Raw genomic sequence first — 21,018 nt, 5'->3', positions numbered from 1 at the left:
TCCACCGACTTTAGAGATCATTCCTTCGTTCTTACTTGGCAACTTAGTTTCTCTTTCAGGGGATTCTGATTTACCAGAAGGGTCAGTGATCACCATTACTGAGTATCTTGTTGGCGGTGCTGTAGGCGCTACCTACACTGCTACCACGAATGCTGATGGCACATGGGGACTTGCCAACATAACAGTACCTCTGCTTAGTCTTGCGTATGTTACTGCAACTGCAAGTGATGCAGCCGGCAATGTTGCGAGCGTCAACTCACTTAATTTTGATAATGAAGCACCTGCGCTTACCGTTACTGTAGATGCATTATCGAATGATGCAACGCCTGTGATCTCTGGTGTTACTGATATGGTTCAAGGAACCGAGGTAGAACTAACCGTCGTAGATAGTGCAGGTCAAAGCCAGCAGTTTACGGCCATAGTTCAAGCTAATGGAAGTTGGTCTGTTGAAGTGCCAACCGAGTTAGCACAAGGGCAGTACACTGTTACCGCAGAGGTAAGAGACGATGTGGGTAATTTAACCACTGAGCAAGCACAAGGTGAAATAGACAGCATAGCACCTACTCTTAGCGTTAATCCTATCGACACTACAGCAGATACAACGCCAACCCTATCAGGCACCAGTGATGCCATAGGTGCTGATGTAATAATTAGCATTGATGGCCAAACCTTTTTTGCGGTAGTAGATGCTGATGGAAATTGGCAGGTAGAGGTACCAACTGCACTTACCGATGGTAACTATACGGCGCAAATTAATGTTGCTGACGACGCCAATAATATCACTAACACAACAATCGACTTAACAATTGATACTCAGATACCAATAGTCGCATTGGACGACATAACCGTATTTAACACAGATACGCCAGTTATTAGTGGTACATCTGGTGAACCTACTGGCACAAATGTAGATATTGTTATTACAGATAGTAATGGTGATACGCATACGTTAGCTGCTACGGTTGATGCAAATGGTAATTGGCAAACAACAGCGCCTAATTTACCTGAAGGAAATTACAGTGTTGTTGTTAGTATTACCGACGATGCTAATAATACAGGTTCAGCGACTGGAACAGGGCTTGTTGATACTCAAGCACCAACCATTACCATTGACGCATTAGGTACAATTAATAGCAGCACGCCTAGTATTTCAGGTACATCTAATGAGGTTGAAGGTACTACAATTAATGTCACAATTACTGATGGTGATAGCACTGATACCTACACAACGACTGTGGGGGCAGGCGGGGCCTGGAGTGTTGATGTAACCACGCCATTAACTGATGGACAAGTGACAGTTTCAGCAAGCATTACTGATACTGCAGGTAACAGTAGTGAAGCAAATGCTACTGCCACGCTTAATACTAATGCACCTACCATTAATATAAACACCATTGTTGATACAAACGATCAAACACCTACGCTTTCTGGGTCAAGTAGTGCTGCAAATGGTACGTTAGTTACGGTTACTATTACCGATGTTAATAATGTCTCGCATACGGTTACAACAACTGTAACTGATAATACATGGAGTGTAGATGCAGCAAATATCCTTCCTGAGGGCACGTTTACTGTTTCAGCCAGTGTGACTGAAGGTGGCTTAACCAGCAGTGCAACAGATACAGGGCTGATAGATTTAACAGCCCCAGAATTGAATATTACACCGCTACTAACGAGTAATGATACAACGCCTACAATTTCAGGTACAAGTACAGCCCCACAGGGCGCCATAGTCGCTATTTTGATTACAGATAGCTTAGGCGCAGAGCAAACAGTTAATGCCACAGTAGGTGCAAATGGCACATGGTCAGTTGCAGCTCCTTTATCGCTTAGCGAAGGCACATATACTGTTACTGCATCAACAAGTGATACCGCGGGGAACCCTGTAAATACTAGCACTACCGGTGTGGTTGATATAACCGCACCAGTGGTTAGCATTAACGATATTGTAGGTAGTACAGATTTAACACCTAGCGTTTCTGGCAGTGTAACAGGTGCAGCCGTAGGAGATGTGGTTGCTGTGGTATTTACCGACTTCCAAGGTAATGCGCATACTGTCAATACAACGGTGCAAGCCGGTGGAACTTGGTCAGTAGAGGCAAGCAATAGTCTTTCGCAAGGGGCATATTCAGTAGAAGTATTTATTACTGATAATGCCGGAAACACAGGCAGCAATATCACTAACGCTAATATAGATACAATTGCGCCAGAAATTAGTATTGATCAAAGTTCATTAATACTTACCCAAGACAGCACGCCATTAATTAGTGGCACATCAAACGAGCCAAATACAAACGTTTTCGTTACGTTTACCGACTCAGCTGGCGCATCGCATCAAATTACCGTACAAACGGATGCTAATGGAGACTGGCAAGCCGCTGCAGACAACGTATTAGCAGAGGGGGTTTACAGTGTTTCGGCAACGATTACTGATAGCGCAGGGAATACCTCTGTTGATAGTAAAACAGGTGGCGAAGTAGATACAGTAGGGCCAGAGCTTACTATTGTGCCTTCGTTCGTATTAGGGCAGCTAGTATCTTTATCTGGTACTTCCGATTTAGGTGAAGGTAAAACAGTTACCGTTAATTTAGAATTAGCAGGTGATTTGGCTAACTTAACTTACGATGTAACCACTGATGCCAATGGTGACTGGGTGTTATTAGGCCTAGCGGTTAATATCATTGGCTTATCAGTTGTTGAAGCCTCTGCAACTGATGAAGCGGGTAACACCACCACTATTACGACGGCAGATGTAGATGCTTCAACGCCGTTACTTAATGCGGTAGTTGACTTTGTAGCTGGCGAGGGTGATTTACCAGTAATTAGCGGTACGACCGACCAAGCCCCAGGCACCGAAGTGCTAGTGAGAGTGGTAGATAGCGATAACATAGCACAAGATTTGGTTGCCATAGTGCAGGCAGATAATTCATGGCTTGTACAAGTTCCTCAATCACTTGCTGAGGGCGTGTTTACTGTAACTGTGAATGTATTAAGTGAAGTCGGGATCACAGCTACACAGCTGCTAAGCAGTGTAGTAGATACCATCTCACCAACACTTAATTTGCAAGTGATTGGTACAACGTCAGATTCTACTCCAATTATTCAAGGGACCAGTGATTTAATTAATGGAGTGGTAGAGATTCAGCTGGACGGAGGCTCAGTACTAACAACAACAGTGAATGCAGCAGGGCTATTTTCATTGGAAGTTGATGCGCTGACTGAAGGGCAGCATGTCGCCAACGTGAGTATTACTGATGATGCTGGCAATGTAGTAACACAAACGCTCGGGTTTGTTGTTGATACGTTAGTGCCTGTGGTAGATATTTTACCGTTGAGCATCAGCAATACTGACATTCTAACTATTTCTGGTACTTCAGGGGAGGCTCCGGGCACAGATATTGATGTAACTGTGATAGATAGTAACGGCAACGCAACAGTATTTGATGCCCTTGTTGGTAGCGATGGCACGTGGTCATTAGTAACCACTAGCCTACCTGATGGTATATATAGTGTATTCGCAAGTATTACTGATGCTGCGGGTAATCTAGGCCAGTCTGCTACTGAGCAAGTGACGATTGATACCATACCGCCATTGTTAGAAATAGACGCCTTTGGTGTACTTAATACATTAACGCCTACTATTACTGGCACCAGTGACGAAGAAACCGGTAGCTTAATCACTGTTAATATTACCGACTCTACAAACACACTTTATGAAGTTACTACAACAGTATTAGGAGATGGCACGTGGCTTGTTGTTGCACCTTTACTTGCTGAGGGCGATTTAACCGTCGAGGCTATTAGTATTGATAACGCAGGCAATATAGCAACGGTGACGCAAACGGGCGTTGTGAGCACCACTTTACCGAGTCTATTAATTAACCCAATAATAGATACAAGCGATACAACCCCTACTATTAGTGGTACTACCGATGTAATAAACGGTAATGTAGAAGTTGTTATTACAGATAGCAGTGGTAATGCAACAACCTATAACACTCAAGCTATTGCTGGTGTATGGACATTAATACCGACCACTCCATTAGCTGAAGGTGCATTTACGGTTGATGCGACAGTCGAAAACTTAAACCTTACAAGCTCTACAAGTCTTAATGGCATAGTTGACTTAACTCCGCCTACAATTGAAATTAATGAACTTGCAGTTACGAATAACTCACTGCCAACCATCTCAGGTACAAGTGATGCTCCGGCAGGTACAACCATAAGCGTAGTACTTACTGATGCTAATAGTGATTCGCAAACATTAACTGCGCAAGTGGCAGGTAACGGAACTTGGTCAGTCACAGCTGTTACGCCGCTTAGTGAAGGCGGTTTTAGTGCTACTGCAACAGTGAGTGATGCTGCAGGAAACTCATCAAGCGATACCATGGTTTCAAGTACTGATTACACAGCACCTATTGTATTTATAGACCCTATTGCAGTAGGCCAAGATACCACACCGACTATTACAGGCTCGGTAACCGGAAGTTTTGCTGGAGCTGCAGTTATGGTGATGTTTACTGACGCACTAGGTGAAACACACAATGTTTCAACAACAGTAAACACAGATGGGTCGTGGAGTGTTACAGCTTCGCAGCCTCTTAGTGAAGGGAACTACAGTGTTGATGTAAGCGTACTTGATAATGCAGGTAATATTGGCGAGCAATCTATAAGCAGCATAGTTGATTCAGGCATAGTAATTAACTCTGGTTTAGAATTAACAGCCGATAGCACACCTAAGATCACAGGTACCGCAGGAGCAAATGAAGATATTACCGTAAGCTTTATAGATGAAAGCGGTACTGTTGTAACCAAGGATACAACAGCGGGTGAGACAGGTGTATGGAGCGTATCACCAGACAACGCTTTACTCGATGGAGCATACACTGTAACGGCTACCGCTACTGATGAATCTGGAAATGTTACTTCAAGTGGTGATTTATCTGGATTGGTTGTTGATACTACGCCAATAAGTTTTCAGGTTAGTTTCTATCATGGATTGCTTGGCTTAGGTCTGACTGCCATAGGCACTGTAGAAGAGGGTAGTAGTGTATACGTCGTAGGGAATAACTTGCTTGGTCTTGATGTGCTAAATATTAATCTTAATGTATTAGAAAGTTCTACAGAGGTTCAATCGGATGCTAATGGTGAGTGGAGTTACTTATTGTCTGTACTCGATTTAGGTTCTTGGAGCGACTATCGTTTTATCACCATTGATGAAGCCGGTAACTACTTAGTTAAAAATTTATACAATAATGTTATTGACCAAGGATATAACTCCGAGTTAGTTTCAGCTGAAAATAATTTGAGTACAGCTGAAAGTACATTCGGATTAGGCGATAGTATTGCAGAATCATTTAGCGAAGATTCAGCATTAGGTGATACAAAACCTAATGAAATTTCAGGCAGCACCGTATTAAGCATTGACACGATTGATTTAGGTAACTTAAGTGGGCTATCAACACCTGAGCAAACAATGCAAGTGAGTTCGGCGGAGCCGCTTAATATTAATGACGTAATCATTGATGAAGATGCAGAGCAGCTTATAGCGCTAAATACACTGGTTGAGGATGAAGGTTCTGCAATTGCTTATAGCCCTGCACAAAGTGGAGGAAGTGTTGATGAGGCAGCGCCAGCAGTTGATGTTCAAAATCAATCAGAGGAAATGATTAAACACTTAATTGAAAATGGTAATAATCAAACAGATATTTAAATCAGTAACCCACTTCAGTTAAATAGCTGAAGTGGGTTTCTAAAACTCACTTAATCAAAAGTGTGGTTATTATTTTGTGCTAAGTAGTAAACCTAAAAAAGCCCTTATTGAGACTTCAATAAGGGCTTTTTTAATAAATTAGGATAGATAAAAGCAGTTAAGCTTTTAGGTTACGAACTAGCTTGCTGTCGGTATTAACCACACTACCGCCTTGGTCGTAAGTCATACTGGTTGGGGCGCCAATTAAAATATCTTTTAATTGTTTTACACTTAAGTGTGCTTGGCGGGCAGCATGGGAGTTTACTTTATTTTGTTTTTGGCACTGCGCTAACTGCGTTTTAACTTGCGTTACTCGTTCAGTCACTTCAGGAGCATTTTCATCATTTGCAGCAAAAAGTTTATTCAACTCTTTATCGAGCTGCGTAAGCTTAGTTAAAAAAGACATTTTTTGTTGGGCAAGTTCTTTTAAACCTTCACCTCTGCGAGAGGCAATAATACTAAGCTCTTCGTTTAATAACGCATATAATGAATCCAAGCATTTAACTTGTTCATTTAATTTAACGCTAATTAAACTATTGTGATCAGCCATATACGTTAAACTCAAAATCAGCTAAGTTTTTAGTCAGCTTTTCAGCATCAATTTGGTATTTACCTTCGGTAATCGCTTTTTTAAGTTCAGCGACCTTTTCACTATCAAAGCCAGAAGACTGCTGAGCTTTATCTTGCAGGGTTTTTAACTGCTGTGCTTGTGGCGTCAGGCTCACTGAATCGCTCGCCGCTTTAGGCGAAGGAGTCTGTGTTGTTTGTGTACTTGCAGCGTTATCTTTTTTAATATCAACTTGTTGCTGTTTAGCGTTTGTAAGCGCGTTAGCTTGTTGATTACTGCCATTAACTTGATTAACCATAATAATAAACCTGTATATTACCCAACTTATGCCAAGTTATCGGCATATACATAGGATACTTTAGTATAAATCGAAATTAAATATTTACTTGCACAGACTCTACACCATCTACGCGTGCATTCAAAATTTTACCGGATTTTTTATTCTTTATCTGTACTTGCTCACCAAGGGTGCCATCTTCAAGTGCTATCCCCGTAGTTTTTATTCTAAGTCCTTTAATACTCGCATAAATATTAACAGCGTCGCCTTTGCAAACCATACAAATTTGGTTAAGCAAAACCGGCATACCGCTTCTTATATTTCGCTTACTGCGGCTGCCAATAAGCATTAAAGGGTTATCTAAATATTGTACCCTAACAAACTGCGAAGGCTTCATTTGTACGCTTAAATGAGACTTAGTAATAACTTCACCACGGGCTAGATTTGACGTGGCAACCACAACGGGCGCCATTTTAACGATTCTTACATGGACATATTGAGTCCAGCTTTGCGCATCGTTACATTTTATTTGTACAGTCACCTGGCGGGTAAATGGCGGCTCATTTGGCACGACTAATTCTGGCTCGTTTTCGCATACTCTATCAGGAATGCGGCTATCGAGGGCAAGCGCGGTAATCTCCACATTTTTTTCAAGTGGCACGGTAACTTGCTCTGCAATATGAGAAATTGCTATTTCTTGTAATAAATCTTTACTAAACACTTTTGCATGCAAAGGTGTTGCTAAGCAGAGGCTAGCAAGAAAATAAAAAACACTGTATCTTCTGACTTTTTTTAACAAACTCATAATGTTTCGACTATGCTTATGGTTTCAAACAGGGTATAAATATTTTGCGTCAAAAAGTAGACGCTCCCGCGATGTTATGTAGCTTTATAAACAGAAAGCAATTATCGTTCCGCATTATTTGTTTTCTTTAGGAGATTTGAATGGCAGGCATTTTAGACTCAGTAAACCAACGCACCCAGTTGGTTGGGCAGAACCGCCTAGAATTACTATTATTTAAGCTCAGAGGGCGTCAGCGTTTTGGGATCAATGTATTTAAAGTAAGAGAAGTACTGCAATGTCCTCCTTTAACGAGTATGCCTAAATCAAATGCATACATTCGGGGTGTGGCGCATATTCGTGGTCAAACTATTTCAGTTATCGACTTATCAATGGCCGTAGGCGGCCGACCTATTGAAAATGTTAAAGACAGCTTCATAATAATTGCAGAATACAATCGTTCAGTGCAGGGCTTTTTAGTTGGCGGCGTTGAGCGAATCGTTAATATGAACTGGGAAAAAATAATGCCACCTCCGTCGGGAGCAGGGCGTTACTCTTATTTAACTGCCGTTACCGAGATTGAAAACGAATTGGTCGAAATTCTCGATGTAGAAAAAATCTTAAACGAAATTTGTCCAGTAAATACCGAAGTTAGTGCCGACCTTGCCGCCGATAGTGCAATACAAAAAGACTTAGGCGAGCGCATTGTATTTATTGCCGACGATTCAGCTGTTGCACGTAACCAAGTAAAAAGAGCACTTGAGCCACTTGGCGTGCAAACTGAGCTTGCAAAAAATGGTAAAGAGGCTTTAGTTAGGCTTAAAGAAATAGCCGAGCTTGATTGTAAAAATGATATTACTGAGCGCGTAGGTTTACTTATCTCTGATGTTGAAATGCCTGAAATGGACGGCTATACATTAACAGCAGAAATTAAAGCAGATCCAAAATTAGCGCCTCTACATGTTATTTTACACACTTCTTTGAGTGGGGTGTTTAATCAGGCGATGATCGAAAAAGTAGGCGCGGATGATTTTATTGCAAAATTTAACCCTGATGAATTGGCAACAGCAGTTAAAAAATGGGTTCATTGCGACTAAACAACAATAGGTGTTATTAATTTGAATAATAAAGATTTGCAGCAAAGTGACTACGATCAGTTTCGCTCATTTTTAGAGCAGCAATGTGGTATTGTGCTAGGCGAAAACAAGCAGTATTTAGTAAAAAGTAGGCTTGCGCCGCTTATGGCTCGTTTTAATGTTGAATCTTTATCACAATTAGTGAGTAAAACGCTTGGCCCTCATGAGCGGCAACTTAGAGCCGCTGTAGTTGATGCCATGACCACTAACGAAACCTTGTGGTTTAGGGATCAATATCCATTTGAGCTTTTAAAAAATAAATTGTTTCCAGAGTTTAAAGACGCCCGCCGACCATTAAAAATTTGGTCAGCGGCCAGCTCTTCAGGCCAAGAACCATACTCTATTGCCATGTCTGTTGCTGAGTTTCAGGCCAAGCAACCGGGCGTGTTGCGTATGGGGGCTCAAATTATTGGTACTGATATTTCTAACACAATGCTCGATATGTGTAAAAACGCTGAATATGATTCGCTGGCTTTAGCGCGAGGCCTATCTGCAGAGCGCCGTAAAAAGTACTTTATGGATAGCGGCAACGGCATGGCAAAAGTTGTCGACTCAGTTAGAAAACAGGTGAGCTTTAGACATTTAAACTTGCTTGATTCTTACGCCTTAATGGGGAAGTTTGATATTATTTTTTGCCGCAATGTCCTTATATATTTTTCACCAGAGGTTAAAGCAAAAATAATTGGTCAGTTTGCCCAAGCACTAAACCCAAAAGGGTATTTATTTTTAGGTGCGTCGGAGTCGATGACGGGCTTAAGTAATGAGTTTGATATGGTTCGTTGTAACCCTGGAATCATTTACCAAAAAAAATAATCCTATCACTTTGTTATTAAAAAACGACGTTCTTAGCGTCGTTTTTTTATTTAATAACAACCCTCTATAAAAAAATAACGTAACTAAAAACTACTGGCTTATAAATTGCTTTAACTTAAGCAAGTCAATTTTTTGGAGAACGTTATGGCTATCAGTTTTGATAAAGCATTAGGTGTGCACCCGCATGCAATGTTGATCCGCTCACAGCGGGCAGAAGTACTTGCCACAAATATAGCGAATGCTGATACGCCTGGCTATAAAGCAAAAGATATCGACTTTGCCTCAGCATTAAAAGCGGCAAGGTCAACTCAGCAAAGCGGCAATAGCATGGTTACTACCAATGAAAAACACATCGCAGGCGGTACTCGAAGTGTAGGTGGTTCTGAATTATTTCGCAATCCAAATCAAGGAGATACAGGCGATGGTAACTCAGTTGATATACAGGTGGAACGAAACTTGTATACACAGAATGCGATGGAGTATCAGGCAAGCCTGCAATTTTTAAGTAGTAAATTTAAGGGCCTGAATAAAGCGCTCGGTAGTCAAGGATAATAATTATGAGTTTATATAACGTTTTTGATATTTCAGGCAGTGGTATGAGTGCGCAAAATGTTCGCTTAAATACCACCGCGAGTAATATTTCGAATGCTAATACAATTAGTTCATCCCAAGACAAAACTTACCGAGCACGCCAACCTGTATTTGCTGCCGAGCTGACAAAAGCGTCTGCCTCAGCCAGCAACCCTCAGGGCTCCGCTGTTGGTGTTAAAGTGCTGGGAATTGTTGAGAGTAACAAACCACTACAAATTGAATATAACCCTAATCACCCAAGTGCGGATGAAAATGGCTATATCTATAAACCCAACGTTAATGTTGTTGAGGAGATGGCAAATATGATCTCTGCTTCTCGCTCTTATCAAACAAACGTGCAAGTTGCCGATGCAGCTAAGCAAATGTTAAGCAAAACGCTGTTACTTGGGCAGCGATAACCGAGGGTAGGTTATGAGTAACGATATTAGTACTAGTTCATCTTTTTTGGACTCTATAACTTGGCAAGAGACCCAAGTAGCGACAACCACTGAAGAGAGCGATGCATTAACGCAGGAAGATTTTTTCTCGTTGCTAACTCAGCAGCTATCGTATCAAGATCCGAGTAATCCGGCTGATAACGATCAGATGATTGCGCAAATGACTAATTTTACCATGGCGCAAGGCATCACAGATTTAAACACAAATTTTGAGTCACTTGCCTCGTCAATGACCTCAAACTCTGCCTTACAAGCATCAACGCTGGTTGGTAAGCAAGCGCTTTTAGAATCTAATACGCTTGAGCTTGGCGAAAGCGGAGAGGCAAAAGGGTCTGCGGTTGCTGAAGAAGCCGTTGATAATTTAACAATTAAAGTCACAGATGCTTCTGGGCAACTGGTTAGAACTATCGATATGGGTTCGCAAGCAGCGGGTGCAGTGCGCTTTAGCTGGGATGGTAATAATGAATCCGGTGAGCGCCTACCAGAGGGCGAATACACTATTACTGCAGAGGGCAGTACCAACGGCGAGTTTTCAAGCTTACCGGTGGCAACATTCAAAAACATTGAAAGCGTTAATATCAATGGCTCTAGTGGCATTATTATTAACACTAAAGAGGGGGCGGTTAGGTTGACTGATGTCGCAGAGATCGCATAACCAATTAAAAAGTATTTCGCCTGCTAGCAGGCTATTAGATTAAAAGTTAGAGGTGAATTATGAGCTTTAATATCGCACTTACAGGCCTAGCTGCCGCTCAAAAAGACTTAGACGTAACAGCAAATAATATTGCTAATGTAAACACCACCGGTTTTAAAGAATCGCGTGCTGAATTTGCCGATGTATACGCTGCATCTGTTTTTAGTGCAGGTAAAACTAAAAACGGTGATGGTGTGCAAACAACCATGGTTGCACAGCAATTCCACCAAGGGTCACTGCAATTTACTAACAACTCATTAGACTTAGCGATTACCGGTGAAGGGTATTTTGCAATGACCGACGATATTTCGTCGCAAGATTTAACCTACACTCGTGCAGGTGCATTTAAGCTTAACCAAGATAACTTTATGGTTGACGCCAAAGGTAATTACTTACAAGCTTTTCCGGTTGATGCATCAAGTGGGGACACCACATCGGTAAGTCTAAGTACAACTAACCCAATTCAAATTCCTGATTCATCTGGTTCGCCTCGCGCAACCGAAAACGTATTTTTATCGTTCAACTTAGATGCAACAGCTGATGCAACAGGCCTCGATTTTGATCCGACATCGAACGGTACCTATAATTCGTCGACGTCTACTACTGTTTACGACTCATTAGGTGAACCACATATTCTGCAATACTTTTTTGTAAAAGAAGAAGATGCAGCTGCAGGTGGTACAGACAATAGCTGGGAAGTATACGCTACGCTTGATGGTAAAGTGGTAAACGGTACATCTGGTGCAGAGCAAACAACTACACCATATACACCTATTACCACACTTGGTTTTGATTCTAGCGGTTTACCCGCCACAACAGATGGTGTAGCAAATACTAACGCCACCACGTTTGATGAAATTAATTTACCGGCAGGTGCAGGTACTGGTTTATCGTCAATGCTTGATAACGGCGCAACATTCCCAAGTACAGGTATTGAGCTAAACTGGCGTGATGAAAACAACACAGCTGGCCGTATTCCAACTCAGTACTCAAGTGGCTTTGAAGTAAAAGCACTTGACCAAGATGGTTCTACAGTGGGTCGTTTAGCGGGCATTGATATTGGCACAGACGGTAAAATTGTTGCCTCATACAGCAATGGCGATTCAACCTACTTAGGCCAAGTTGCTATGGTTCGCTTTCCAAACTCTCAAGGCCTTTCGCAAGTAGGCGATACCAGCTGGAAGCAAAGCATTGACTCTGGTGAGCCAGTGGCCGGTGAAGCAGGCTCGGGCACTTTTGGTAGTATTAATTCATCCGCGCTTGAGCAATCTAATACCAACTTAACAAACGAATTAGTTGATTTGATTACCGCTCAACGTAACTACCAAGCGAACTCAAGAGCGCTTGAAGTTAACTCAACAATTCAGCAAAGTATTTTGCAGATTCGATAAGTTAACCTTATTTTTGGTTAAGATTTTAAGGCTGCATTTTTGCAGCCTTTTTTGTAGCTATGTCGCTAAAACTAGCCTAGCTAAACCTTTCAATACCTTCCTTATACTGCGTCAAATTTAACCTGGCATCTATTTTGCATTTATCAACTCAGAGATTTTTTATGTGAGTCGATGTTATGGACAAAATGGTCTACATTGCAGCCTCTGGCGCTAAGCAAAGCCTACAAGGGCTTGCACTTAAAGCCAATAATTTGGCAAACGCAAACACCACGGGTTTTAAAGCTGACTTTGCGCAAGCGCGCTCTATGCAAGCATTTGGCGAGGGCTTGCCTACCCGAGTGTTTTCAATGCAAGAGCGACCGGGTTCTAACATGACCTCTGGCGGCATAATCGAAACAGGGCGAGATTTAGATATTGCCATGAGCGATAACGCCTGGCTTGCGGTTCAAGATGACTCAGGAAACGAAGCCTATACAAAAGTAGGCACGCTAAACATTACTGCACAAGGTATGTTGGTAACAAGTCATGGTCGTCAAGTTATTGGCGAAGGTGGCCCCGTAATTTTACCGGTTCCTATTGAAAAAATAAGCTTTAGTGAAGATGGCGCCATACAGGTTCGCCCCCAAGGCGCGCCTGCAAATTTTTTAGAAGAAGTAGACACGCTGCGCGTTGTTGAAGGAAACAGCAGAGAGCTTGAAAAAGGCAACGATGGTTTATTTAGACCTGTACCAGGGCAAACTGTCGATACCTCTGCAAATGTAAAAGTGTTAAGTGGTGCACTGGAAATGTCTAACGTTAATCCAGTTCACGAAATGGTCGATATGATCAACCACCAACGTCAATTTGAGTTACAAGTAAAACTAATGAAAACAGCTGAAGAGATTGACGAACGTCAAGATCAGTTGATGCGCATAGTTTAACTTTAAAATGAGGGCATACTTATGAATCCTGCATTGTGGATAAGTAAAACAGGGCTAGACGCTCAACAAACTGATATTTCAGTTATTTCAAATAACTTGGCGAATGCCAGTACCGTAGGTTACAAAAAAAGCCGCGCTATTTTTGAAGATTTACTGTATCAAAACATCAACCAGCCTGGCGGGCGCTCTTCACAAGATACCGAGCTGCCATCTGGCCTAATGCTAGGTGCGGGTGCAAAAGTGGTTGCTAACCAAAAAGAGTTTACGCAAGGTAATATGCTCACCACCGAAAACTCACTCGATTGGATGATTTCAGGCGAAGGTTTTTTTGAAGTGCTGCAACCCGATGGCAATATTGCGTATTCGCGTAATGGGCAATTTACTACCGATGAAGACGGCCGCATTGTTACCTCAGGTGCAGGTTTTGTTGTTCAGCCCGAAATGAATGTTCCCGATGATGCGCAATCAATTACAGTTTCTCAAGATGGTGAAGTATCTGTACGCGTTGCAGGGCAAGCCGATAACGTGGTGATTGGCCAGCTAACAATTAGTGACTTTATTAATCCATCGGGTCTTGAGCCAATTGGTCAAAACCTTTACACCGAAACCGCTGTTAGTGGGGCGCCTGTTCAAGGTAATCCAGGCGTAGAAGGCTTAGGAACTATTATTCAAGGCTCGCTTGAAACATCAAACGTTAATGTAACGGAAGAATTGGTTAACCTTATCGAAACTCAACGTGTTTACGAAATGAACTCAAAAGTAATCTCGGCCGTTGACGAAATGATGAGCTACATCAATCAACAGTTATAACCGTGCACAAGGGGATAGTTATGCGTAATGTTATTTTATTTGCAGCAGGCACCTTATTTTTAAGTGGCTGTGTTTCTACGCAAAATAGTGAAGTGGTTCAAGATGACCCCTACTACGCACCCATGTACCCAGAGCCTGTAGCAGAGCCTGTTGTTGCAACGGGTTCGTTGTTTAACACCAATACATTTAATGATTTGTATTCAGACAAAAAAGCACTTAGAACCGGCGATATAATTACCGTTAAGCTTGAAGAGTCAACACAAGCTACAAAAGCCGCTAAAACCGAAACCGATAAAGAAACCGAAGCCAGCCTAGACCCCGTTATTGGGTTAGGTGGTTTACCAGTCAATATAGGTGGCGACAGTATTCAGTTTGGCATTGGTAGTGATTCATCATTTACCGGTGACTCTAAATCAAATCAGTCAAACAGCTTAGTGGGCGACATCTCGGTGAATGTTATGCGTGTTTTACCCAATGGTAACTTAGTTATTCGTGGTGAAAAATGGCTAACACTTAACACCGGCGAAGAGTTTATTAGGCTCGAAGGCCTTGTACGTCCGCAAGATGTAAGCGCCGATAACACGGTTGAGTCGAATAGAATTGCCAATGCCCGAATTCAATATTCAGGTAAAGGACAAACACAAGAAGCGCAAAGCCCAGGGTGGTTAACACGTTTCTTTAGTAGCTCGTTATTTCCGTTTTAGAGGATAGTAGTATGAATAGCATTAAAGCGTTTATTTTGATCATACTGCTAGGCTGGCAATTTTCTGCCAGCGCCGAGCGTATAAAAGATGTCTCTATGGTTGAAGGCGTACGTGCCAACCAATTGGTAGGCTATGGTTTAGTGGTGGGGCTACCTGGTACAGGGGAGCAAAACTCTTACACACAACAAAGTTTTAGAGGCATGCTAAACAGTTTTGGTATTACGCTGCCTTCAACACAAAGCCCTAAAATTAAAAACGTAGCAGCAGTGGCAGTCCACGCTGAGCTTCCGCCGTTTAGAAAGCCGGGTCAAACAATTGATATTACGGTATCTTCTATTGGCAGTGCAGGCAGTTTACGTGGCGGCACCTTGTTACAAACTTTCTTAAAAGGGGTGGATGGAAACGTATACGCCATAGCACAAGGTAGCCTAATTGTGGGTGGTTTAGGAGCACAAGGGCTTGATGGCAGTAAAGTGGTCATTAACACCCCGACGGTTGGCCGCGTACCTAACGGAGCCACTGTTGAGCGCGAAGTTAAAAGCCCTTTTATGCAAGGCGACTACATAACTTTTAACTTAAACCGCCCTGACTTTACAACGGCAAAACGTTTAGAAGCAACAATTAACAATTTGGTAGGCCCTAATAGTGCACAAGCTATTGACGCTGCCTCAGTACGCGTTATTGCGCCACGTGATGCATCGCAACGAGTGTCTTATTTATCAACGCTTGAAAACCTAGAGTTTAAGCCTGCTGATACCTCAGCCAAGATTATTGTTAATTCACGTACGGGAACGATTGTCATTGGCAAAAATGTGAAGCTACAGCCTGCGGCAATAACCCATGGCGGCCTAACAGTCACAATTGCTGAACAGCAAAATGTAACGCAGCCTAATCCGTTAGCAGAAGGCGAAACCGTTGTTACACAGCAAAGTATTATTGACGTTAATCAAGATGATTCTCGTGCGTTTGTATTTAACCCCGGCGTTAGCTTAGATGACTTAGTGCGTGCTATAAATGAAGTAGGCGCAGCACCTGGAGACCTAATGGCTATTTTAGAAGCGCTTAAAGAAGCGGGTGCAATTAACGGACAGCTTGTTGTTATTTAATTGTTTTTAAGAATGTTTACCCTTCCAAATAAAGCTTAAGTACTCAAAAGGTACTTAAGCTTTTTACTGTTTACCTTTCTTTGGCTTAATTTTTGCATTTCTTAAAGCATTATTCATTTTTGTGTCAAAAAGCTGATGGAAACAAATCACCTCGATAAGCAAAACTTTTTTGATTTAAGTAATCTTAATACTTTACGTCAAGACGCTTTAAATAGCGGTGATGCATCTACTGATGCCTCTAAAGCGGCGCTAAAAAAAGCAGCGGCACAATTTGAAGCTATTTTTACCCAAATGCTTCTAAAAGGGATGCGTAAAGCCAACGAAGCATTTGAAGATGAAGACAGTCCGTTTAACTCAAGCGGTGTAAAGTTTTTTGAAGAAATGCACGATCAGCAGCTCTCTTCTGAGCTTTCATCAAATGGGTCTTTGGGTTTGGCTGATTTAATTGTTCAGCAGCTCTCGCCAGAGGCTGAGAACTTTATGCCTGGCTCAGTATTAAGAACTACTAACGACTTTATCAGTGATAAACGCGCAGGCTCTGAACTGCCGCACGAAAAGGTGCACAGTGTAAAGCAAGTAAATAAAGATGACTTAGTAGTCAGCAGTGCGGCAACACAAACTAAAACCACAACACAGCCTACACAGCAGTCGTCATTTAATAATGCTGAAGAGTTTGTTAGTGCAGTGTGGGAGCATGCTAAAACAGCGGCCGAAAAAATTGGTTTAAACCCTGCAGTAATGGTGGCCCAAGCGGCACTTGAGACTGGTTGGGGTAAGCATATTATTAATAAAAGCGACGGGAATAGCTCAAATAACCTGTTCAATATTAAATCAGATAAAAGCTGGGAAGGCGATAAAGCAAGTAAAGTAACGCTTGAATTTGAGCAAGGTACCCCTGTTAAAAAGCAAGCAAGTTTTAGAGCTTACGAATCTATAAAAGAAAGCGTGAACGACTTTGTCGATTTTTTAACGCAAAACCCACGCTACGAAGAAGCATTACAAAAAACAGCACAGCCAAACGAATTTTTAGATTCGCTACAAAAAGCAGGCTATGCAACCGATCCTAATTACGCGAGTAAAATAAAAAAAGTGCTAAATAGCAGTGAGCTTAAAAATATTGCAACAAGCGCGTTTACCCAAGGAGTGAAGTAATATGTCGTTTAGTTTATTAAATATTGCCAGTGCTGGGGTGCGTTCAAGCTCTGAGCTGTTGCAAACGACCAGTAAAAACATCACCAATGTAAATACCGAAGGCTACGTACGTGAGCGCACTGAATTTACTACGATGGTTGATAACCAAGTAGGGCGCGGCGAAACATACAGATTATTGAACGAGTTTGCCCAGTCGCAGTTAAACCGCGATACGTCAAATAAATCGTTTTTTGATCAATTTGTAACAGAAGCCAACCGTGTTGATACTATTTTTTCAGAAGAGTCTAACAACTTATCAACGGGCATAAATTCATTATTTAATAACGTGCAAGAGGCGCTAAACCAGCCCTCTTCGTCGGTTGCTCGCTCATTAGTAATGACCGATGCGCAAAGCTTAGTTGATCAAATGGATAGGCTTTCGGGTATCGTGCTTGAGCAACAAGGTATAGTGAATGAGCAGCTTGAGATTTTTTCTGAAGAAGCCAACTCACTCATCCAAAATATAAATACGTTAAACCAAGAAATTGCAGTCGTAAATGGCACAAATAACGCCTCTGACGCAAGCTCTATTTATAACCAGCGCGACTTAGCGATTCGTGAATTATCAGAGCTTGTTGATATAGAAACACTTGATGGCCCTAATGGCGAAAAACTTGTCTTTATGGGCAGCGGTGAATCTTTAGTTATGGAAAACGGTACATTTAACTTGTTTTCACTGTCGGGTGACCCCGATCCTAATTTTAAAGAATTGACGCTTGACGTTAATGGCGGCAAAGCCGTGCCGCTAGAAATAGATGCAACTAAATTAAAAGGCAAAATTGGCGGCTTGCTGGCTTTTAGAGACGACATACTCGTGCCTGCACAAAACCAAATTGGCCAAATGGGATTGGCAATTGCTGATGCGTTCAACGAGCAAAATAAATTGGGTATGGATGCTAACGGCGAGCTAGGCGGTGATATATTTAATATACCTACCGCCGGCGCTTATGCGTATCAAGCGAATACTGGTAATGCAGGTATGACTGCAACTGTAGAACCCGGTAAAGGCAGTGAGCTACCGGCCAGCGACTTTATTGTTACTTACACGGATACAAATGAAGTGAGCATTCAGCCCGTAGATAATAAAGGCGAGCCTATTGGCGATGCGGCCATAGCAATTATTCCAGCAAGTAACGTCATAGATGCTGATGATATACAATTAGCTACACCCGGTGATCCTAATGCAACGCCGCCACTACCGGCTACAGTTGAAGACTCATTTGGCTTAAAACTAGAAATTAATGGTACAGGTAATATCGGGGATAAATTTCAAATTAAACTTAACTCAGAGGCGGCAACCAGTATTTCCCTTGCGACAAGCCGCGGTGAAGACTTAGCACTGGCATCGCCTGTTCGTACAGCTAACAGCATAGATAATGTAGGTACAGCGACTATTTCAGCCGGAGAAGTAACAAGTGTTACCTCGGGTGGCTTTAACACTACCCCTGATTTAGCCAATGGCGATATCACGTTAGTTAAAACAGGCACTGCAAACGAATATCAAATTACAGATGCAAATGGCACCACGACCTTTACAGTAACGCCTCCAGCAGAAGGCGTACTGGCTCAGGCTGGCGCACCTTTTAGCAACTATGGCTTTGATTTTGACATTGAAGGCACGCCAGCTACCGGAGACACTTTTACCCTTGAATTTAACGAAGGCGGCTTTGATGATAACCGTAATGGTTTAAAACTCGCTGATTTACAAAATGGTGAGTTAGTGCGTAAAAATGTAGTGACAACAGCCACTGCCGACAATCACGAAACGTTTAACCAAGCCTATTCAGGGTTAGTGAGTGATATTGGCGTAGTAACCGGCCAAGCCATTACCAGTGCCAGCGCATTTGATGCGTTAGCAGAGCAATCAGAAGCGTGGTATGAGTCGCTCTCAGGTGTAAACCTAGATGAAGAGGCTGCCAATTTACTGCGTTTTCAGCAATCATATTCAGCATCAGCTCAAGTACTAGCTGCGGCCCAAGAAGTTTTTGACACCTTATTAAGTGCGGCGAGGTAATTATGCGTTTATCAAATAACTTAATGTATCAAAACAACATTAATAAAATACTCGATAACCAACAAAGTGTTGCTAATGCACAAGAGCAAGTAACAACAGGTAAAAAATACTTAACGACCTCAGAAGCACCTGCTGCTATTTCGCAAGGGATGCTTTACTCAAATAAATTACAAACAAATGAGCAATATACTAAAAATATTGACCAATTAACTGGCCGTCTTGAAACTGAAGAAACCATCTTACAAAGCATAAATACCAATATTCAACAAGCTCAAGAGCTGACTATTCAAGCAGGTAATGGTGCTTATACTCAAGATGATTTAGAGTCTATCGCTGCTGAGCTGAGTGAAATACAAAAAACACTCGTCAACTTAATGAATACCCGCTCAGAAGACGGTAAGTTTATTTTTTCAGGCTACCAAGATAGCACTCAACCATACCAGTTTGACTCTACTACGGGTGAATATACTTATAATGGAGATCAAGGCCAGCATGTTATAACCATTGCTGAAGGGGTAAGTATTAAATCTAGCGATAACGGTTTTGATACGTTTGAGAAAAGCGACGCACGACTTGATGTTACTGATAATCAAGCTGCGATCCCGGTAACTACGCCTGCAAATAATATTACAGCAGGCACGGTTTATGTAGATGGCCAAACAGAGTTCGACCGTTTCCACCAAGATAATTACAACGCTGATCCAACCGCAGCGGCAACAGCGAACACGTATAATGTGGTAATAACACCAGGCGCTACCGCCAACGACCCTGATACTTATGAAATTTTGCGCGACGGTGTGTCGCTGAGCCCCGCACAAGTAGGTAAGGTAACGGATGAGCCAATCGATTTTGCAGGCATGAAAATCGAATTTGAAGGCGCAGCACCAGGCCAGCTTGATTTTACCCTCGAAAAGCCGCACAAAGAAAACGTGCTTAATACATTACAATCGCTCATTACGGGGTTAAATGATGGCACACTTGAAAACGATGATTTTCAGCAAGTATTAGCCGATGGTGTAGTACAGCTTCAAAATGCAAGTGAGCAAGTTGTGTATACGCAAGCGAGCTTAGGCGGGCGGATGAATGCGGTTGAAAGCGTGAGTGACTCAAATCTTGCGCAAGACATTCAAAACAAAAGTAACCTTTCTGATTTAGTAGAGGTAGACATGGCAGAAGCCATTAGTGAACTCACTAAACAAGAAACCGCACTGCAAGCGTCACAAGCCACGTTTGGCCGTTTAACAAACCTTTCTTTATTTGATTACTTATAAACAGATTATAAGCAGAAATACCTTGCCGCTTTAGTGAATACAAAGCGGCAAAAACCTCCCTCAAAATAGCGGCAATAATTTGTCATCCCTCCAGCTAAACAGATAACTTAATTATTAATGTATAATATTTTATAAAAAACCTTTAAAAACAAGTGGTTATATTGACGTGAAAGTTGGCACGCTAAATGCTTTTCTAATAATTAGAAATTATCTAATAGTGGTTCCTGTTAAAACGTGTTGAACCACACTCTGTTTAAACCTAGGAGATGGTAAAATGGCATTAACAGTAAATACTAATGTGTCGTCACTAAACGCACAACGTAACTTATCAAAATCTGGCGAAGGCCTAGCAACGTCAATGGAGCGTTTGTCATCAGGTATGCGTATCAATAGCGCTAAAGATGATGCTGCCGGCCTACAAATATCAAATCGCTTAACCTCACAAATAAATGGCTTAGCTGTAGCGCAACGAAATGCCAACGACGGTATTTCAATGGCGCAAACTGCTGAAGGTGCAATGCAAGAGTCGACCAATATTTTACAGCGTATGCGTGAGCTTGCT

At 42.0% G+C, this 21,018-nt stretch carries 18 protein-coding genes; 15 read left to right on the top strand and 3 right to left on the bottom strand.

Features of this window, described 5'->3' with window-relative positions:
* Positions 1 to 85: 85 nt before the first annotated feature.
* Positions 86 to 5,713 carry an Ig-like domain-containing protein gene (locus PAT01_RS17745; RefSeq protein WP_318299768.1) on the top strand — a complete coding sequence of 1,876 codons (5,628 nt, stop codon included), beginning with the start codon at positions 86 to 88 and terminating at the stop codon, positions 5,711 to 5,713.
* 157 nt (positions 5,714 to 5,870) lie between these two features.
* On the opposite strand, the gene flgN is transcribed toward PAT01_RS17745, so the two are convergent.
* From flgN to flgA, 3 genes are all read right to left on the bottom strand, one after another.
* Positions 5,871 to 6,302, bottom strand: coding sequence for a flagellar protein FlgN (gene flgN, locus PAT01_RS17740; protein ID WP_154945922.1), 432 nt, complete (start codon positions 6,300 to 6,302; stop codon positions 5,871 to 5,873).
* On the bottom strand, positions 6,295 to 6,618 hold the full coding sequence (gene flgM, locus PAT01_RS17735) for a flagellar biosynthesis anti-sigma factor FlgM (RefSeq protein ID WP_004588011.1): 324 nt from the start codon (positions 6,616 to 6,618) through the stop codon (positions 6,295 to 6,297). Before flgM ends, flgN begins: the two co-directional genes overlap by 8 nt.
* Before the next feature lie 76 nt (positions 6,619 to 6,694).
* The gene (gene flgA, locus PAT01_RS17730) at positions 6,695 to 7,402 is read right to left on the bottom strand and encodes a flagellar basal body P-ring formation chaperone FlgA (protein WP_154945921.1); all 708 of its coding nucleotides are present in this window, start codon (positions 7,400 to 7,402) and stop codon (positions 6,695 to 6,697) included.
* A gap of 140 nt (positions 7,403 to 7,542) precedes the next feature.
* On the opposite strand from flgA, the gene PAT01_RS17725 reads away from it, so the two are divergent.
* From PAT01_RS17725 to PAT01_RS17660, 14 genes are all read left to right on the top strand, one after another.
* Positions 7,543 to 8,475, top strand: coding sequence for a chemotaxis protein CheV (locus tag PAT01_RS17725; RefSeq protein WP_004588013.1), 933 nt, complete (start codon positions 7,543 to 7,545; stop codon positions 8,473 to 8,475).
* A 21-nt stretch (positions 8,476 to 8,496) separates the two neighbouring features.
* On the top strand, positions 8,497 to 9,327 hold the full coding sequence (locus PAT01_RS17720) for a CheR family methyltransferase (protein ID WP_029773928.1): 831 nt from the start codon (positions 8,497 to 8,499) through the stop codon (positions 9,325 to 9,327).
* A gap of 144 nt (positions 9,328 to 9,471) precedes the next feature.
* The gene (flgB, locus tag PAT01_RS17715) at positions 9,472 to 9,879 is read left to right on the top strand and encodes a flagellar basal body rod protein FlgB (RefSeq protein ID WP_004588015.1); all 408 of its coding nucleotides are present in this window, start codon (positions 9,472 to 9,474) and stop codon (positions 9,877 to 9,879) included.
* A gap of 5 nt (positions 9,880 to 9,884) precedes the next feature.
* Positions 9,885 to 10,316: a flagellar basal body rod protein FlgC gene (flgC, locus tag PAT01_RS17710; protein ID WP_004588016.1), complete on the top strand. Its 432-nt coding sequence runs from the start codon at positions 9,885 to 9,887 to the stop codon at positions 10,314 to 10,316.
* 13 nt (positions 10,317 to 10,329) lie between these two features.
* Positions 10,330 to 11,010, top strand: a complete 681-nt coding sequence (locus PAT01_RS17705) for a flagellar hook assembly protein FlgD (RefSeq protein WP_004588017.1) — start codon at positions 10,330 to 10,332, stop codon at positions 11,008 to 11,010.
* Positions 11,011 to 11,069: 59 nt separating this feature from the next.
* The gene (gene flgE / locus PAT01_RS17700; protein WP_154945920.1) at positions 11,070 to 12,440 is read left to right on the top strand and encodes a flagellar hook protein FlgE; all 1,371 of its coding nucleotides are present in this window, start codon (positions 11,070 to 11,072) and stop codon (positions 12,438 to 12,440) included.
* 176 nt (positions 12,441 to 12,616) lie between these two features.
* Positions 12,617 to 13,360, top strand: coding sequence for a flagellar basal body rod protein FlgF (locus PAT01_RS17695; RefSeq protein ID WP_004588019.1), 744 nt, complete (start codon positions 12,617 to 12,619; stop codon positions 13,358 to 13,360).
* 21 nt (positions 13,361 to 13,381) lie between these two features.
* Positions 13,382 to 14,170 carry a flagellar basal-body rod protein FlgG gene (gene flgG, locus PAT01_RS17690; RefSeq protein WP_004588020.1) on the top strand — a complete coding sequence of 263 codons (789 nt, stop codon included), beginning with the start codon at positions 13,382 to 13,384 and terminating at the stop codon, positions 14,168 to 14,170.
* Between the two features lie 20 nt (positions 14,171 to 14,190).
* Entirely contained in the window at positions 14,191 to 14,874 is a 684-nt protein-coding gene (gene flgH, locus PAT01_RS17685; RefSeq protein WP_004588021.1) for a flagellar basal body L-ring protein FlgH, read from the top strand.
* Between the two features lie 11 nt (positions 14,875 to 14,885).
* Complete coding sequence (locus tag PAT01_RS17680; RefSeq protein WP_004588022.1) at positions 14,886 to 15,980, top strand: flagellar basal body P-ring protein FlgI; 1,095 nt, start codon at positions 14,886 to 14,888, stop codon at positions 15,978 to 15,980.
* 135 nt (positions 15,981 to 16,115) lie between these two features.
* The gene (flgJ, locus tag PAT01_RS17675) at positions 16,116 to 17,132 is read left to right on the top strand and encodes a flagellar assembly peptidoglycan hydrolase FlgJ (RefSeq protein WP_154945919.1); all 1,017 of its coding nucleotides are present in this window, start codon (positions 16,116 to 16,118) and stop codon (positions 17,130 to 17,132) included.
* 1 nt (position 17,133) lies between these two features.
* A complete protein-coding gene (flgK, locus tag PAT01_RS17670; protein ID WP_154945918.1) occupies positions 17,134 to 19,185 on the top strand; it encodes a flagellar hook-associated protein FlgK in 2,052 nt (683 codons plus the stop codon).
* 2 nt (positions 19,186 to 19,187) lie between these two features.
* Positions 19,188 to 20,456 carry a flagellar hook-associated protein FlgL gene (gene flgL, locus PAT01_RS17665; protein ID WP_154945917.1) on the top strand — a complete coding sequence of 423 codons (1,269 nt, stop codon included), beginning with the start codon at positions 19,188 to 19,190 and terminating at the stop codon, positions 20,454 to 20,456.
* Between the two features lie 274 nt (positions 20,457 to 20,730).
* Positions 20,731 to 21,018: flagellin N-terminal helical domain-containing protein (locus PAT01_RS17660; protein WP_450091349.1), on the top strand; the 288-nt coding region annotated here is incomplete at its 3' end.

This window comes from Pseudoalteromonas atlantica (assembly GCA_007988745.1).
Taxonomy (GTDB): Bacteria; Pseudomonadota; Gammaproteobacteria; order Enterobacterales; family Alteromonadaceae; genus Pseudoalteromonas; species Pseudoalteromonas atlantica.
Note: the sequence above shows the minus strand (reverse complement) of the source record. Positions and strands in the feature narration are given on the sequence as shown.